The sequence below is a fragment of the Pseudoalteromonas sp. Ld20 genome (genome assembly GCF_045064175.1).
GTDB lineage: Bacteria > Pseudomonadota > Gammaproteobacteria > Enterobacterales > Alteromonadaceae > Pseudoalteromonas > Pseudoalteromonas neustonica.
Window position 1 is genome coordinate 1 of record NZ_JBISHB010000045.1, and the last position, 15680, is coordinate 15680.

General features: G+C 40.1%; 13 protein-coding genes and 1 rRNA gene. 10 read left to right on the forward strand and 4 right to left on the reverse strand.

Translation table 11 applies throughout. From position 1 onward, the window contains the following. From ACJJVX_RS19890 to rph, 3 genes are all read right to left on the reverse strand, one after another. Window positions 1-100, reverse strand: a 16S ribosomal RNA gene (locus tag ACJJVX_RS19890); the annotation flags it as partial. 637 nt (window positions 101-737) lie between these two features. Next, entirely contained in the window at window positions 738-1382 is a 645-nt protein-coding gene (gene pyrE, locus ACJJVX_RS19895) for an orotate phosphoribosyltransferase (protein ID WP_054206701.1), read from the reverse strand. A 20-nt stretch (window positions 1383-1402) separates the two neighbouring features. Beyond that, on the reverse strand, window positions 1403-2116 hold the full coding sequence (gene rph, locus ACJJVX_RS19900) for a ribonuclease PH (protein ID WP_054206700.1): 714 nt from the start codon (window positions 2114-2116) through the stop codon (window positions 1403-1405). A gap of 178 nt (window positions 2117-2294) precedes the next feature. Between rph and ACJJVX_RS19905 the strand changes: the two genes are divergently transcribed. The 7 genes from ACJJVX_RS19905 to ACJJVX_RS19935 all read left to right on the forward strand — a co-directional run bounded on the left by ACJJVX_RS19905 (window position 2295) and on the right by ACJJVX_RS19935 (window position 10908). Then, window positions 2295-3155, forward strand: coding sequence for a YicC/YloC family endoribonuclease (locus ACJJVX_RS19905; RefSeq protein WP_054206699.1), 861 nt, complete (start codon window positions 2295-2297; stop codon window positions 3153-3155). Between the two features lie 249 nt (window positions 3156-3404). Further along, on the forward strand, window positions 3405-5414 hold the full coding sequence (locus tag ACJJVX_RS19910) for a methyl-accepting chemotaxis protein (protein ID WP_405633189.1): 2010 nt from the start codon (window positions 3405-3407) through the stop codon (window positions 5412-5414). Window positions 5415-5516: 102 nt separating this feature from the next. Next, a complete protein-coding gene (gene gmk, locus ACJJVX_RS19915) occupies window positions 5517-6137 on the forward strand; it encodes a guanylate kinase (protein WP_054206697.1) in 621 nt (206 codons plus the stop codon). Window positions 6138-6255: 118 nt separating this feature from the next. Next, window positions 6256-6531: a DNA-directed RNA polymerase subunit omega gene (gene rpoZ / locus ACJJVX_RS19920; RefSeq protein ID WP_054206696.1), complete on the forward strand. Its 276-nt coding sequence runs from the start codon at window positions 6256-6258 to the stop codon at window positions 6529-6531. A gap of 128 nt (window positions 6532-6659) precedes the next feature. Further along, on the forward strand, window positions 6660-8759 hold the full coding sequence (gene spoT / locus ACJJVX_RS19925) for a bifunctional GTP diphosphokinase/guanosine-3',5'-bis pyrophosphate 3'-pyrophosphohydrolase (RefSeq protein ID WP_169328336.1): 2100 nt from the start codon (window positions 6660-6662) through the stop codon (window positions 8757-8759). A 12-nt stretch (window positions 8760-8771) separates the two neighbouring features. Continuing rightward, window positions 8772-9164: a RidA family protein gene (locus ACJJVX_RS19930; protein WP_405633193.1), complete on the forward strand. Its 393-nt coding sequence runs from the start codon at window positions 8772-8774 to the stop codon at window positions 9162-9164. 139 nt (window positions 9165-9303) lie between these two features. Continuing rightward, on the forward strand, window positions 9304-10908 hold the full coding sequence (locus tag ACJJVX_RS19935; protein ID WP_169328335.1) for a FapA family protein: 1605 nt from the start codon (window positions 9304-9306) through the stop codon (window positions 10906-10908). A gap of 58 nt (window positions 10909-10966) precedes the next feature. Here ACJJVX_RS19935 and asnA read toward each other — a convergent pair whose 3' ends face one another. Then, entirely contained in the window at window positions 10967-11962 is a 996-nt protein-coding gene (gene asnA, locus ACJJVX_RS19940) for an aspartate--ammonia ligase (RefSeq protein WP_342884395.1), read from the reverse strand. Between the two features lie 190 nt (window positions 11963-12152). Here asnA and asnC point away from each other — a divergent pair, with 190 nt between their 5' ends. From asnC to recG, 3 genes are read left to right on the forward strand one after another with little or no spacing between them, the layout of a single operon-like run. Beyond that, complete coding sequence (gene asnC, locus ACJJVX_RS19945) at window positions 12153-12611, forward strand: transcriptional regulator AsnC (RefSeq protein ID WP_405633197.1); 459 nt, start codon at window positions 12153-12155, stop codon at window positions 12609-12611. Window positions 12612-12652: 41 nt separating this feature from the next. Further along, a complete protein-coding gene (gene trmH, locus ACJJVX_RS19950; protein ID WP_054206690.1) occupies window positions 12653-13339 on the forward strand; it encodes a tRNA (guanosine(18)-2'-O)-methyltransferase TrmH in 687 nt (228 codons plus the stop codon). Between the two features lie 60 nt (window positions 13340-13399). Beyond that, complete coding sequence (gene recG / locus ACJJVX_RS19955; RefSeq protein ID WP_054455955.1) at window positions 13400-15481, forward strand: ATP-dependent DNA helicase RecG; 2082 nt, start codon at window positions 13400-13402, stop codon at window positions 15479-15481. Window positions 15482-15680 lie beyond the last annotated feature (199 nt).

Consider the following 15680-nt stretch of genomic DNA (forward strand, 5'->3'; position numbering starts at 1 on the left):
CGTCAGCAAAGTAGCAAGCTACTCTCTGTTACCGCTCGACTTGCATGTGTTAGGCCTGCCGCCAGCGTTCAATCTGAGCCATGATCAAACTCTTCAATTAAAAGTTTTTTCCGTTCTCATCCAATAAAGAATGAAGAACCTGCTCAATGAATTCTGAATTTATTTAATATCTTTCGATATTGAATTGACTGTGCCGAATAATTATTAAAAATAACTATTCTGTTGGTCACTCAGTTTCTCTTTCGAGAAATCACATTGAGACTCTAAATTTGTTTGCCTTGCTTACCTATCTAAAAAGAAAGTTAAGCTCGGCTGTTAGAACTCAATCTGTACGAGTGCCCACACAGATGATTGCTTTATATTGTTAAAGAACGTTGCGATTAAAGTTAAACTTTATCTCGCTAGGGCTGCGCATATTACGCTTTCCTATTTTTTTGTCAACACTTAATTTTTAGTTTCTTTTAAAGAATTTCAAAGTTAAGTTTTACTCGACTCACTGATTAACTCTTGCCCCGCTAAGCGTTGCTGTCTGCCGTCTCAGTGGGGTCGCATTATAGGGCGCGGCGGATTTTACGCAAGCGTTATTTGAAGAAAACTTGAAATAAAGTACTGTTCGTTCATTATTTAAACCAAACACTGCAAAACCAAAGCTTTTAACGTTTAAATAACCCTAATAACGGGTTTTAAATGTAAAAAGCCCAGTGATATATCACTGGGCTTTATTTAAATAACTCTAGTTAAGCAATACCATATTGTTCACGGTATGCTTTTACTGATTCTAGATGCTCATCCATAGTACCTTTACTCTCAAGGTAACTGATTAAATCAGCAAGCTTAACGATTGAAACTACTTTAGTTCCAAAGTCACGCTCTACTTCTTGAATTGCAGAAAGCTCTGCTTTTCCTTTTTCTTGGCGGTCTAGTGCTATTAACACACCGCTTAGGTCTGCACCGTTTTGCGCGATGATCTCCATAGACTCACGAATTGCTGTTCCAGCAGTGATCACGTCATCAACTAACATGATTTTACCTTTAAGCTCAGAGCCGACTAATGTGCCACCTTCGCCGTGTGCTTTTTTCTCTTTACGGTTAAAACAATAAGGCACATCTTTATCATGATGATCAGCAAGTGCGACTGCGGTAGTCGTTGCAATTGGAATACCTTTATAAGCAGGGCCAAATAATACATCATATTCAATTGCAGCATCTTCTAATGCTGCGGCATAAAAACGACCAAGGCGTGCAAGGTCACGACCAGTATTAAATAAGCCCGCATTAAAGAAGTAAGGACTAGTACGGCCAGACTTTAAAGTAAACTCACCAAACTTTAGTACCTGCTTTTCAAGGGCAAATTCAATAAACTCTATTTGATAATCTTTCATTGCTATAAACCTATCATTTATTAAGCTAATGCTTGTTTTTGAATATCGATAATTTCGCGAATTGAATGTTTTGCAAGTGTTAGCAGCTCATCAAGCTCGTCAAACGAAAATGGTTCGCCTTCCGCAGTACCTTGAATTTCGATCACTTTGCCTGTTTCAGTAAGAATTACATTCATATCTGTTTCAGCGGCTGAATCTTCTAGATACTCTAAATCACTAATAGCCTGGCCTTTATAGATGCCAACAGATATAGCAGCGATCATATATTTAAGAGGATTCGAATTGATCATACCTTTACTACGCATATGTGTAAGTGCATCGACTAACGCAACACATGCGCCGCTGATAGATGCGGTACGTGTTCCGCCATCAGCTTGAATAACATCACAATCAATAGTAATAGTATTTTCACCTAACGCTTTTAAATCTACAGCAGCACGAAGTGCTCGTGCGATTAGGCGTTGAATTTCCATAGTTCGACCGCTTTGTTTGCCGCGCGCCGCTTCACGACCATTTCGAGTATGAGTAGAGCGCGGTAACATACCGTACTCAGCTGTGATCCATCCTTTGCCTTGGCCTTTCATAAAGCGTGGTACACCTGATTCAACAGTTGCTGTACAAAGTACTTTAGTGTTACCAAATTCAACCAACACAGAGCCTTCAGCATGCAAGGTGTAATTACGTGTAAATGTAACCGGTCTAATTTGGTTAGGTGTTCTTTCGCTTGGACGCATTCACGATCCCCTTAATTCAGAATTTTACGTATTATAAGTCGATGTGTGCTTAGATGCCATGCTGATTTAAACAAAAACCAACTGTAAAATTCTCATCAACAAAAATTTCCGCTAGAGCTTATACAGTGTTACGGTATAATCACTTTAATATTGTCTAAATAAAACTAGGAAACCATCCATGATCCACAGTATGACTGCTTACGCGCGTCGCGAAATTAAAGGCGATTGGGGCACTGGCACCTGGGAAGTTCGTTCAGTAAACCAACGTTACCTTGAAACCTTTATCCGCGCACCTGAGCAATTTCGTGGCATGGAGCCGGTTATTCGTGAGCGCTTACGTAAACATTTGCAACGCGGTAAAGTTGAAGTGTTCTTAAAGTTTGTAGCAAACCCAGCTCATGTTGGTGAGCTGTCGATCAATGAAGCATTGGCAGCGCAGCTTATTAATAGTGCTAAATGGGTGCAACAACAAAGTAATGGTGACATTAATCCTGTTGATATCTTACGCTGGCCTGGTGTTATGGAAGCAGAAGAACTTGATATGGACAGCGTTAACACAGCACTTATATCGGGTTTTGATCAAGTGATCGAAGACTTTAAATCTGCCCGTGGTGATGAAGGTGCTAATCTCGAAGAAATGATAGCGACCCGTCTTGATGCTATTTTAGAACAAGTGAATATAGTAGAAACTCACATGCCGGAAATAGCAAAATGGCAACGTGAAAAACTCGCTCAAAAACTAGAGGATTTAACCGCTAATATTGACGAATCACGCCTTGAGCAAGAACTTATTTACCTAGCACAAAAACAAGATGTAGCTGAAGAGCTTGACCGTTTAAAATCTCACGTAAAAGAAACAAAAAAGATTCTTAAAAAAGGCGGAGCGTGTGGTCGTCGTTTAGATTTTATGATGCAAGAGTTTAACCGCGAAGCAAATACTCTAGCGTCTAAATCTATTAATAGTGATATCACTAGCGCAGCTGTTGAACTTAAAGTATTGATTGAACAAATGCGCGAGCAGATCCAGAACATAGAGTAACGCAATAAAAAGACCCAAATAAATATTTTGTTCTTTCAGTCTATCTATAGGTACTTAAGCTAGCATTTAAGTGCCTTTAAATAGACTCTGGTTTTGCAAGAAAAGTATTTAGATCCCTCCCCTCTCTCCACTTTTTTTATTTTATAAATTCACATTATTTATCATAAATAATTCGCTGCCAATAGAATATAATGGGCTATACTTACGTCTAAATAAGCAACAGTGTTGAATTTAGATAAGGTTATACCTATGAAGTTAAATGTTAAATTATACTCTGCATTTTCGAGCATCATCATTTTGATGTTAGTCTCGAGTACTATTGTTTGGTTTAAAGTATCTACTGAAACTCAACGAGCTTTAGAAATTAAAGGCGATGACTTACCTGGGCTTATTTTATACATGGCGCAGCTTGATGAAATGTATCGTATGCAAAATGAAGCTTTAGAGTACTTATCTGGTGATGTGAATAAAGTTAAAGATTTTAATGAGCTATTTACTCAATTCAAGAAAACTAATTCAGAGTTAAGGAAATACGAATCAGCAAAAGCTTCTGATCGTATAAAGATGGATAAAATCTCAAGTCTAATGGAACAGTATCATCAAAGCGTTAATAATAATATTTTTGAAAAATACAATCCTGCAACGCACCAACAAGCTATTGCTCAAGCAAAAAGCCTGAAAAATACATCTGGTGAGCAGTTAGAGACTCTTTTAGATAAATTAAAAGACGAAGAGTTTGCCGACGCCTTTAACACAACTGAAATAAACGAAGCCCTAAACGATGATTTACCCGGGGTGCGTTATTATTTAGAAATGGTTGATGAAGCCGGTGATATGCTGTCGTCGATTAATTCACATCTAGCAGGTGATTTGTCTGCGCAAAATGATTTTAAAAAGGATGCAGCAAGCTTTGCTGAATACCTAACATTAATAAAACCGCTAGAACAAAAGCCCAATGAAATTCAAAATATCAAACAAATTGAAAGTTACTTTGAAACGATAAAGCGTGAAGCTGCTGTTGTTTTTAATGCTTATAATCCACAAAACCATACAGCTGCAAAAATCGCAATTAATACTCTAGAAGAAAGTATTATTAATGAATTAGTTGCAATTTTACAATCATCCGCTGATGAAGAAAGAGATGATGCTACTTCTGCTCTAGATCACTTAGATACCGGATTAAATTTTACTTTAACTATTATTATTATAATAACCTTAATAGCAACCATCATTGGATTTAGTGTAGCTTACCTAATTAGTAAATCTATTTTATCAAGACTCTCTTTGGTACTAGATACCGCTCATAGCATTGGTAATGGAGATATATCAAAACCAGCAATCGAACATCGTAATGAAGATGAAATTGACGCACTTGCTGATGCAACCAACAAAATGTCGTTATCATTAAATAACTTACTTGAAGCCATCAGTGGAGTTGTTTCTGATGTGAAGCTTTCAAGTGGTGATATTGCAAATACAAACACCCAAATAGCAACCCGCAGCCAAGAGTCTGCCGATCAATCAACACAGGTCGCGACAGCTATTGAAGAAATGAGTTCAACGGTCTCCGAAGTTGCGCGTCAGAGTCAGCAAGCCTCCAGCCAAGCTGAAAATGCAAAAGATCTCGCAAGCAATGGGGGTATATCAGTAAAAAGTACAGTTGATGAAATTAAAAGTGCCTCAGCGCGCGTACAAACTACTGCAGATACGGTGACTGAACTTGGTGATTTAAGTGCGCAAATAGGCAATGTGATAGGGGTTATAGGCAGCATCGCAGAGCAAACTAATCTGCTAGCATTAAACGCTGCAATTGAAGCTGCTCGAGCCGGTGAACAAGGTCGTGGATTTGCCGTTGTAGCCGATGAAGTTCGTACTTTAGCTGAGCGAACAACTAAAGCAACTGAAGAAGTAGTTAATACTGTGCAATCCATTCAAAATCAAACGCAAGTTGCAGTGAACTCAATGCAAAGTAGTGTTGAACAAGTAAATATGAGCGTAACTTTAGCTGAAGAGGCTGGTAATCAGCTAGAGAACATTGTGGTTGGCGCAACTGAAATCGCAGCAATGATCCAATCTATCGCAACAGCCACAGAAGAGCAGTCTGTTGTTGCAAGTGAAATGGCTAAAGATGTGTCACTCATTGAGCAATCAAGCCAAAGCTCACTCCGTGACACTCAAGTTGCTGCGCACTCCGCAAACTCATTAAATAGCCAAGCAGAGCAACTTGCGCAATTAGTTGCTAAATTTAAACTAAGGTAATGTGTAGTTGAGCTAGTTTAGTCATTTACAGTACAATGCTCCTATCAAAGGCTTGGGTAATAGTTAACCCAAGCCTGTTTACTTTATGTAGAGAATTAAATAATGGCGCAAACTCGCGGTAACCTGTTTATTTTATCAGCCCCATCTGGCGCAGGTAAATCAAGCTTAATCAATGCATTGTTAGCTAAGTATAGTGATATGAAAGTGTCTGTATCACACACTACCCGCTCACCTCGCCCTGGTGAAGAAAACGGCGCACATTACCATTTTGTGAATGTTGATGAATTCAAATCATTGATCGAAAAAAATGATTTTTTTGAATGGGCCCAAGTCTTTGATAATTACTACGGCACATCAAAGCAAGCAATTGAGGAGCAACTCGCTGCCGGTATTGATGTGTTTTTAGATATTGACTGGCAAGGCGCGCAACAATTACGCAAACTTGTTGATGATATAGAAACCATTTTTATCCTACCGCCATCAAAAGCAGAGCTTGAATCTCGCTTAAATAACCGCGGACAAGATTCACAAGAAGTGATTGCAAGTAGAATGGCTAAAGCACAATCAGAAACCTCTCACTACGATGAATATGATTATGTCGTCGTTAACGATGATTTTGCCAGTGCATTGAATGAAATTGAAACAATTGTGCTAGCAAAACGCCTATCACTACAAAGCCAAGCTATTCGTCATCAAGATTTACTCGCTGACCTACTGAGTTAAATCTTAATTTAAGCTCGGTAAGTATTTTATTTGTTTAAATTAACCACAAGCTATTGGCGAATCTGGCTCGGTGCAGTAAACTACGTCTTTGCTTAAAAATTTATTTGGAGTGCTGAAGATGGCTCGCGTAACTGTTGAAGATGCAGTAGATGCAATTGGTAATCGTTTTGACTTAATTTTAGTTGCGGCTCGTCGTGCCCGCCAAATTGCAGTTGGTGGAAAAAACCCACTAGTTGATCCTGAAAACGATAAGCCAACAGTTGTTGCTTTACGTGAAATTGAACTTGGTTTAGTTGATAGCTCATCGATGGATCTTATTGATCGTGAAGAGCAACAACACCAAGAAGCAGCTGAAATGGCTGCCGTTGCTGCTATTGTAGGTGGCAACCAATAATCTGACTTCCCGGTCCGATTTAGCCAACGACGTAGTATTTCTACTCTAGTCGTTGGCAATCCCTCCTTTTCATCGTATATTCTTAACTTACCGTTACCTATTTGCTTCACTCGAACATTGGAGTGTGAATGTATCTTTTTGAAGGTCTAAAAAAGAAAATATCAGAATACTTACCTGCTGCTGATGTAGAGCTGGTACAAAAAGCCTACGTGGTAGCCCGAGAGGCCCATGAGGGTCAAACTCGCTCAAGCGGCGAACCTTACATAACCCACCCTGTTGAAGTAACCCAGATTTTGGCTGGCATGCACTTAGATCACGAAACATTAATGGCAGCATTGATGCATGACGTGATTGAAGATACCGACTTTAGCCAACAAGATTTAGCCGAAATATTTGGCGAAACAGTTGCTGAATTGGTGGAGGGCGTCAGCAAGCTTGATAAACTAAGCTTTAAAGATAAAAAAGAATTTCAAGCTGAAAACTATCGAAAGATGATTATGGCAATGACCCAAGATATTCGGGTTATTTTAATCAAACTTGCAGATCGTACTCATAATATGCGAACTTTAGGGGCACTTCGTCCTGATAAACGTCGTCGCATTGCACGTGAAACGTTAGAGATTTATGCACCGATTGCCAATCGTTTAGGTATTCATGATATTAAGAATGAATTAGAGGATTTAGGATTTCAAGCCCTCTACCCAATGCGCCACCGCGCACTTAAATCAGAAGTTGCCAAAGCGCGCGGAAACCGTAAAGAAGTTATTTCAAATATCCAAACAGAAATCACAGCACGTTTAGAAGAAGCCGGCATTAAAGCAACCGTCTCAGGTCGTGAAAAACATTTATACAGTATCTATAAAAAAATGCTGAATAAAGAACTACTGTTTAATGAAGTAATGGATATTTACGCATTTAGAATTGCGGTTGATTCAATGGATATCTGCTACCGTGTATTAGGGGTGGCTCATAACCTCTATAAACCAATTGAAACTCGCTTTAAAGACTACATCGCAGTACCTAAAACCAACGGTTATCAATCACTACACACTTCATTAGTCGGTCCTCATGGTATACCTGTTGAAATCCAAATTCGTACTCATGATATGGATCATATGGCAGATAAAGGTGTAGCGGCGCATTGGATGTATAAAAAATCAGGTGACAGTGCCGGTCACACTGCACAGCAACGTGCTCGCCAGTGGATGCAAAGCTTACTCGAATTGCAGCAGAGCGCAGGTTCATCGTTTGAATTTGTTGAAAATGTTAAAACAGAGTTATTCCCTGAAGAAATTTATGTCTTTACCCCTGATGGTCGTATTGTCGAGCTACCTATGGGTGCAACTGCTGTAGATTTTGCTTATGCCGTACACACTGACGTAGGGAATACCTGTGTTGGTGCACGTGTTAATCGTAAACCGTACCCACTAAGTAAAGCACTGGATACAGGCCAAACAATTGAAGTTATTACTAGCTCAGGCGCGCATCCAAATGCCACTTGGCTAAACTTTATTGTTACTGGTAAAGCACGCTTAGGCATTCGTAATTACCTCAAAAGCCAGCATCATGAAGAAGCATTATTACTAGGCCGAAGATTGCTCGATTCAGCTTTAGGTGAAACTAAATTTGATGATATTCCGGTTGAAAATATTAATCGTGTACTAGAAGAACATGAACTTAATAGTGTATTAGAGCTACTTGTTGAAATTGGTTCTGGTAATTTAATGAATATGCTTATTGCACGACGTTTATTGCAAAATGATGATTTAGGCGATATTGCCAAAAATGCCAAAGCGACCATTATTGGCACTGAAGGTATGCTAGTTAATTATTCTAAATGCTGTAGACCAGTACCAGGGGACGCTATCACTGCGCATATAAGCCAAGGTAAAGGGGTAACCGTTCATCGTCAAGAATGTAAAAACATTCGAGGCTGGGAGTCAGAGCGATCAAAATACCTCGTTGTAAAATGGGATGATAATCCAGAGAAAGAATACATTGCAGCACTGCGTGTTGAAATTATCAATCACCAAGGTGCATTAGCAAAATTAACCAATGTTATTGCTACAACCCAAGCAAACATTGTCGAAATCGCTACCGATGAAAAAGAAAGTAATTTATACGTGATAGATTTAGGGGTTACGGTTAAAAATCGTGTCCATGTTGCCAACATTATGCGTAGAATTCGTGTGATGCCTGACGTGCAAAAAGTCTATCGTAAAAAATAAAATAGGAAAATCATGAACAAAGCATTTATTTCTACTGATCAAGCACCTGCGGCAATCGGTACTTATAGTCAAGCCGTTAAAGTTGGCACCGCAGTTTACCTTTCAGGGCAAATCCCATTAGTGCCAGATACTATGGAAGTGATTTCTGAAGACTTTGCGGAACAAACACATCAAGTTTTTAAAAATATTAGTGCTGTGTGTGAAGAAGCCGGTGGTGAAATTCAAGACCTAGTAAAAGTTAATATTTACCTAACCGATCTTTCTAACTTTGCGACAGTAAATGAAGTAATGAGTCAGTATTTCAAAGCGCCTTATCCTGCGCGAGCAGCAATTGGGGTTAGAGCTTTACCAAAAGGCGTACAAGTTGAAATTGATGGCATTATGGAACTACCATCAACTAACTAACCCACTGTTGATAGCGGCCAAAATTAACTTTTGTCCGCTATCAACATTAAAGCCTCAGCGATTTTCTTGACAGTTATACAATTCTCTAGCACTCTTAAATTCATAAACCTTTAATTCTAGCGTTGCAAAAGGATAGTGTGTGTTTAAGCTTGCTCATAATGGTAATGTACTACTCGATGTTATTGAACATTCGCCCCCGAGTGCGGCTTTTGTTATCGAAGCCCTTGAAAAATCAAAATTCTGCGATTGCAAAATTGAGCTGAACACAATCAATGCTTACTTCAAGAAACCGAATAAAGAACGCACATTAGTCGTAGCAGTTAAATATGATGCCTCGTTTAATGTCGTTATTAGCGACGATAAAATGCTTGCTACAGGCGAATTAACACTCGCACAAGGTGGTAGCATTATTGATCTTGATACTGCAAAGCAACACCTAATCAAAGCTGGTGTTGCAAGAGGGTACAAACAAGTATTTTTAGAACAGTTACTACAACAACAATTTGAAATACCTGCAGGTCAAATAGCAAAAGGCACTTTAGCCAAAGGTCGCCTGCCAACCGATGGTCAACCATCAAGATTAATACCTCTCGTGAAAACCTTAAAAGAGCGCCTCAATGCACCGACACTACGTGAAGACGGTACCGTTGATATGCGAGACTTTGGCAAACTAGCGAGCGTCGAGCCAGGTGTATTATTGATCCGCCAACAACCTGCAACCCCAGGTAAAGAGGGCTTTACTGTTTTAGGGGATGTGTTACCTGCAAAACCAGGGGAGAGCTCTCCTTTAGTCGCGGGTGAAGGTGCTGAAATATCAAAGAACAATCCATTAGAGCTCGTTTCAACTATTCCAGGGGTTCCTGTTGATATTCGTAATGGCATGCGAGTTGATGATATTTATACCATTGGAGATGTAAATGTTAAAAGTGGCCATGTTTACTTTGATGGCAGTGTAATTGTTACTCACAACATAGAACCTGGTATGAAGGTAACAGCCAAAGGTGACATTACCGTATTAGGTACTGTTGAATCTGGTGAGCTCATAGCCCAAGGAAATGTAACAATAAAGCAAGGTGTTATTGGCCACCAGCTCGATGATAAATCTTTGTCTTGTAAAATAACCTGCCAAGGAGACATCCACCTTCTTCATGCACAATATAGCCATCTTGCTGGCAGCAATATTTTTATTGAACGCCAAGCAAGTCATTGTGAAATGAAAGCAACACAACTTTTGCAAGTAGGCCAAAGTGATCACCCTAAAGGTAAATTATTTGGCGGTGAAATATTAGACGCAGGAATGATTATCGCCGGAGAGATCGGCAATGAATCCGGCGCTAAAATGATGATAAATATGGCTGTTTCGGGACAAAACATTATCAAAGAAACAGATGACTGCTTTAAAGAACTCGCTCGTACTGACGAACAGCTCGATACTCTTCAAGCAGCCCTTGAAAAAGCTGACTTAGTGAAAGATAAAGAAAAGAAAAAATTATTGATGACTAAGATTGGAGCCACTCAACAACATTATTGCCAACAAGCGGAACAGCTTGAGCAGCGCTTATCTAGCCTTGATCATCATTTAAATAAGCTGCTTAGTGAAGCTAACTTGGCTGTGAACCAAAAGCTTCATTCCGGAGTAGAAATTCACATTTTTGATAAAGTCTTAAAAACTAATCGTACCTACCCCCCTTGCAATGTAAAACTGCAAGAAGGGAAAATAGAAATTGAATTTAAAACCAGTTAATCATTAATTTCTTAATAGAGGCTAAATCAGATTTAGCCTCTATTCATTTCAATATATTTTATAAAATACCCGTTACTTGCAGTCTTAACTCTTCAGGCCATACACTCACTTGCACTTGGCCAATATGTGGTTTTTGCAATAACAGCATTGCTAACCGAGATTGACCAATGCCACCGCCTATTGTTTGAGGTAACTCCTTAGCTAGTAGCTGCTTATGCCAGTCAAGCTCTAGCCGCTCTTCATCACCTGTAATTGCCAATTGTGCGACTAGCGCTTCTGGCGATACACGAATACCCATTGACGATATTTCAAATGCGTCTTCAAGCACTGGGTTCCACACTAAAATATCCCCATTCAAGCCCGCGTATTGATCACATGTTTGAGTAGACCAATCGTCATAGTCAGGGGCACGTACATCATGAATTTTACCATCAGCTAGTGCGCCGCCAATGCCGATTAAGAATACCGCGCCATATTCTTGAGTAATCGCTTTTTCACGTTGTTTAGCTGTAAAGCCAGGATACATTTGGCGTAATTGCTCGCTGTGTACAAACGTAATCTCGACAGGTAAAAATGGGGTGATCCCAAATTCATCAGATACAAATTGCTCAGTGGCCTTTAAACCTTTATATAAAGCATCCACCGTTTCTTTTAATTTATCCAAAGAGCGCTCACTGCTTGCACAAATCACTTTTTCCCAATCCCACTGATCTACATACACTGAATGTATTGGACTTAATGAATCCTCATCTGGGCGTAGAGCTTTCATGTGGGTATATAACCCTTCGCCTAAAGCAAAATCATGATCGGCTAATGTTTTACGCTTCCACTTTGCAAGTGAGTGAACAACTTCAAACTGACTGTCGGGGATAGTTTTAACATTTACAGCAACGGCATTCTCAGTACCACTAAGGTTATCCTGAATACCATCACCAACTTTCGCAAGTATAGGCGCCTGCACTTCAATCAACCCTAGTTGCAGTTCTAATTGCTGTGAAAAAAATTGTTTAACTTTACTAATTTGTTGCTGTTGCTGCACAAAGTGTGAACTCATAATAATTGGCCTCATTCCCAGTTATTGTTACTTGCATGATTGCGTTCAAAGCAGCCATGTCGTTAAAGCAATCCTCAAGCATTTCGTACTTTAATTCAATAACCAATAACAAAAACACCTTTAATATGTAAATTTAATCAATTTAATGGTATAAAAAATAAAGATTCAATAATTTAAAGCAGGTATTTATATGGAAAATTATCAAATCGATAATCTCGATAAACAGATCCTCCACGCATTAATGGATAATGCTCGTATAGCCTATGCTGAATTAGCTAAACGTTTTACCGTTAGTGCAGGTACAATTCATGTACGGATTGAAAAAATGAAGCAGGCAGGGATCATCATAGGTACCCAAGTAAGCGTAAATGCCAAGCAATTAGGCTACGATGTATGCTGTTTTATAGGTATTAACCTCAATAATGCCCGTGACTACCCGCAAACCTTATTGTACTTAAAAGAGCTTGAAGAAGTCGTTGAAGCTTATTACACCACAGGTAATTACAGTATTTTTATTAAAGTAATGACTCGTTCGATTGATCACTTACAAGATGTACTAATTAACAAAATTCAGGCCATCGAAGCAATCCAGTCAACTGAAACCTTAATTTCATTACAAAACCCAATTAGCCGCAGCGTAATGCCTTAAGGTATAATGGCGTTAATTTATGAGTTCAGACAAGGCTAAAAATGGAAAACACTCGCTATCACCGCATTAAAAGTGTACTAGATCGTCGTCAAACTGATTTAACAGTGTGCTTAGAAGATGTGCACAAACACCATAACTTGTCTGCTATTGTACGCAGCGCTGATGCTGTAGGGTGTCATAATGTTCACGCAGTATGGCCAGAAAACCAAAAATGGCTGACTAATAACACGTCCGGTGGCAGTAAAAATTGGATCGCCACACACTTGCATAAAGATATCGACGATGCCGTCACTCTCATGCGTCAGCACAACCCTCAGGTGCAAATATTAGCGACCAACTTATGCCCTGATGCAGTTGATTATCGCGAGATTGATTACACGCTTCCCACAGCGATTATCGTAGGCCAAGAAAAAACGGGGATCTCCCCACGAGCCCTTGCCCATGCAGATAAAAATATCATCATCCCGATGCAAGGTATGGCGCAATCATTAAATGTATCTGTTGCGGCTGCATTAATTTTATTTGAAGCTCAAAATCAACGCCTTAAAGCGGGTTTATATGAGTCAGGTAGGCTTGATGAAACCATAAAGCATAAAATGTTGTTTGAAGGCTGCCATCCTATCATCGCCCAAAAATGCAAAGAGAAGTCACTTCCTTATCCTGGTCTTGACGAAAATGGTGAAATTATTGCCGATGACGCGTTTTGGCTACGATTAAAACATGCTTGATGCCCTCAGCAATCGCACGTAAACTAAAAACTATCTAAAAATGAAAGATTTGAGCGTACAGTGTCCAAGCTAACGTTAAGCCGCTACCCCATTACCGATCTAAAAGGCGTTGGCCCTAAAATGGCCGAGCGGCTAAAGAAATTAGGCATTAGCACAGCGCAAGATATGCTCTTTCATTTACCCCTGAGGTACGAAGATCGTACTCGCATTTATGCAATCAGCGATTTAGCAGTCCATAGCCATGTAAGCATTGAAGCTACCATTGAAACGAGCCAAATTACTTTTGGTAAACGTAAGATGCTTGTTTGCCAAGTTAATGATGGCACTGGCCGTTTAACACTGCGGTTTTTTAATTTCACTGCAGCACAAAAGAATGCCTTCAGCAATGGGAAAGTGATCCGCTGCTTTGGTGAGGTACGCCGTGGTCGTGTTGGGTTCGAAATGACACACCCTGAATACAGTTTAAGTGAAACACTATTAGAGCAACCTACTGCGACCACACTCACTCCCGTCTATCCGACAACAGAGGGGTTAAAACAACTCTCTATACGTGCATTGAGCGATCAGGTCATTTCCTTGCTTGAAAAATATCAAATAGAAGAGTTATTGCCTGCGCAATTTCAACATGCAGGCATGGGTTTAAGTCACGCTTTATTATTGTTACATCGTCCAAGTAATGATGTTGATTTAGCGGCGCTAGAGCTAGGGCTTCATCCAGCTCAACAACGTTTGGTATTTGAAGAATTACTTGCGCAAAACTTAAGCCTATTAAAGTTACGTCAACAAGGGCAACAAGTAAAAGCCGTAGCCCTTGCGCCAATTAACCACTTAGAACCAGACTTTTTAGCACAACTTCCGTTTGCCCCCACCAATGCGCAAAGCAGAGTCGTTGCTGAAATAAAAAGTGATTTGCAACACCCCTACCCTATGATGCGTTTAGTCCAAGGGGATGTAGGGTCGGGTAAAACTTTGGTCGCTGCACTAAGTGCTTTAACTGCAATAGCACAGGGCTACCAAGTCGCACTTATGGCTCCTACAGAGATACTTTCTGAGCAGCATGGCATAACCTTCAAAAATTGGTTTGAGCCGCTTGGGATCACTACAGCATGGCTTGGCGGTAAAACAAAAGGCAAAGAGCGTACAGCGACACTTGAAAAAATAGCCTCAGGTGACGCGCAAATGATAGTAGGCACCCATGCGTTATTTCAAGAACAAGTCGTTTTTAATAATCTAGTATTAATCATCATTGATGAACAACACCGCTTTGGTGTTCACCAGCGATTATCGCTGCGAGAAAAAGGCCGCTTTGGCGACTGCTTTCCTCATCAACTGGTGATGACTGCCACGCCAATCCCTCGCACGCTAGCTATGACTGCTTATGCTGACTTAGAGACATCGGTGATTGACGAACTTCCCCCTGGGCGAACCCCAATCACAACCGTTGCACTGCCCGATACTCGTCGGGATGAAATTATTGCACGAGTAAAAACAGCCTGCACAGAACAGGGACGCCAAGTTTATTGGGTATGCACCTTAATCGATGAATCTGAAGTACTGCAGTGTCAAGCAGCTGAAGATAGTGCAGAGCAATTAACTCGTGCTTTGCCCGACTTAACCGTAGGGTTAGTTCATGGCCGAATGAAAGCAGCTGAAAAACAAGCCATTATGAGCGAATTTAAAGCGGGTAACATACATATATTGGTTGCAACCACGGTGATTGAAGTAGGTGTAGATGTGCCAAACGCCAGTTTGATCATTATTGAAAACCCAGAACGACTTGGCCTTGCCCAACTACACCAATTACGGGGCCGAGTTGGTCGTGGAGCAACCGCATCTCACTGCGTTCTTTTATACCATGCACCACTGTCATTTACCGCGAAAAAACGCTTAGCCGTATTAAGAGACAGTAATGACGGGTTTATTATTGCTGAGAAAGACTTAGAGATCCGTGGCCCAGGTGAAGTGCTTGGCACCAAACAAACAGGGTTAGCCGAATTTAAAATAGCGGACTTAACTCGCGATAAACACACGCTCAATCAAGTAAGACCTATAGCACTGCAAATGCTTAATCAATATCCTGAGCAAGTTGATAAATTAATCAACCGATGGCTAGCAGGAAAATCTGATTACGCCTTAGCCTAAAACCAAAGAGAATATGTACCCAAGCGATCTCAAAATGCGAGCGTCGTTGAAATTAAAAGCGATTTAAGCAAGTGCAAAGTAACGCCTTGATATTAAACACCAATGAAACGCTGAAGTGTGCATCTTAAGATGGCTTGGGTATATTGGGGTTGCTTAGATATAAAAGCCTTATTCAAGTATGAATAAGGCCATAAAAGAG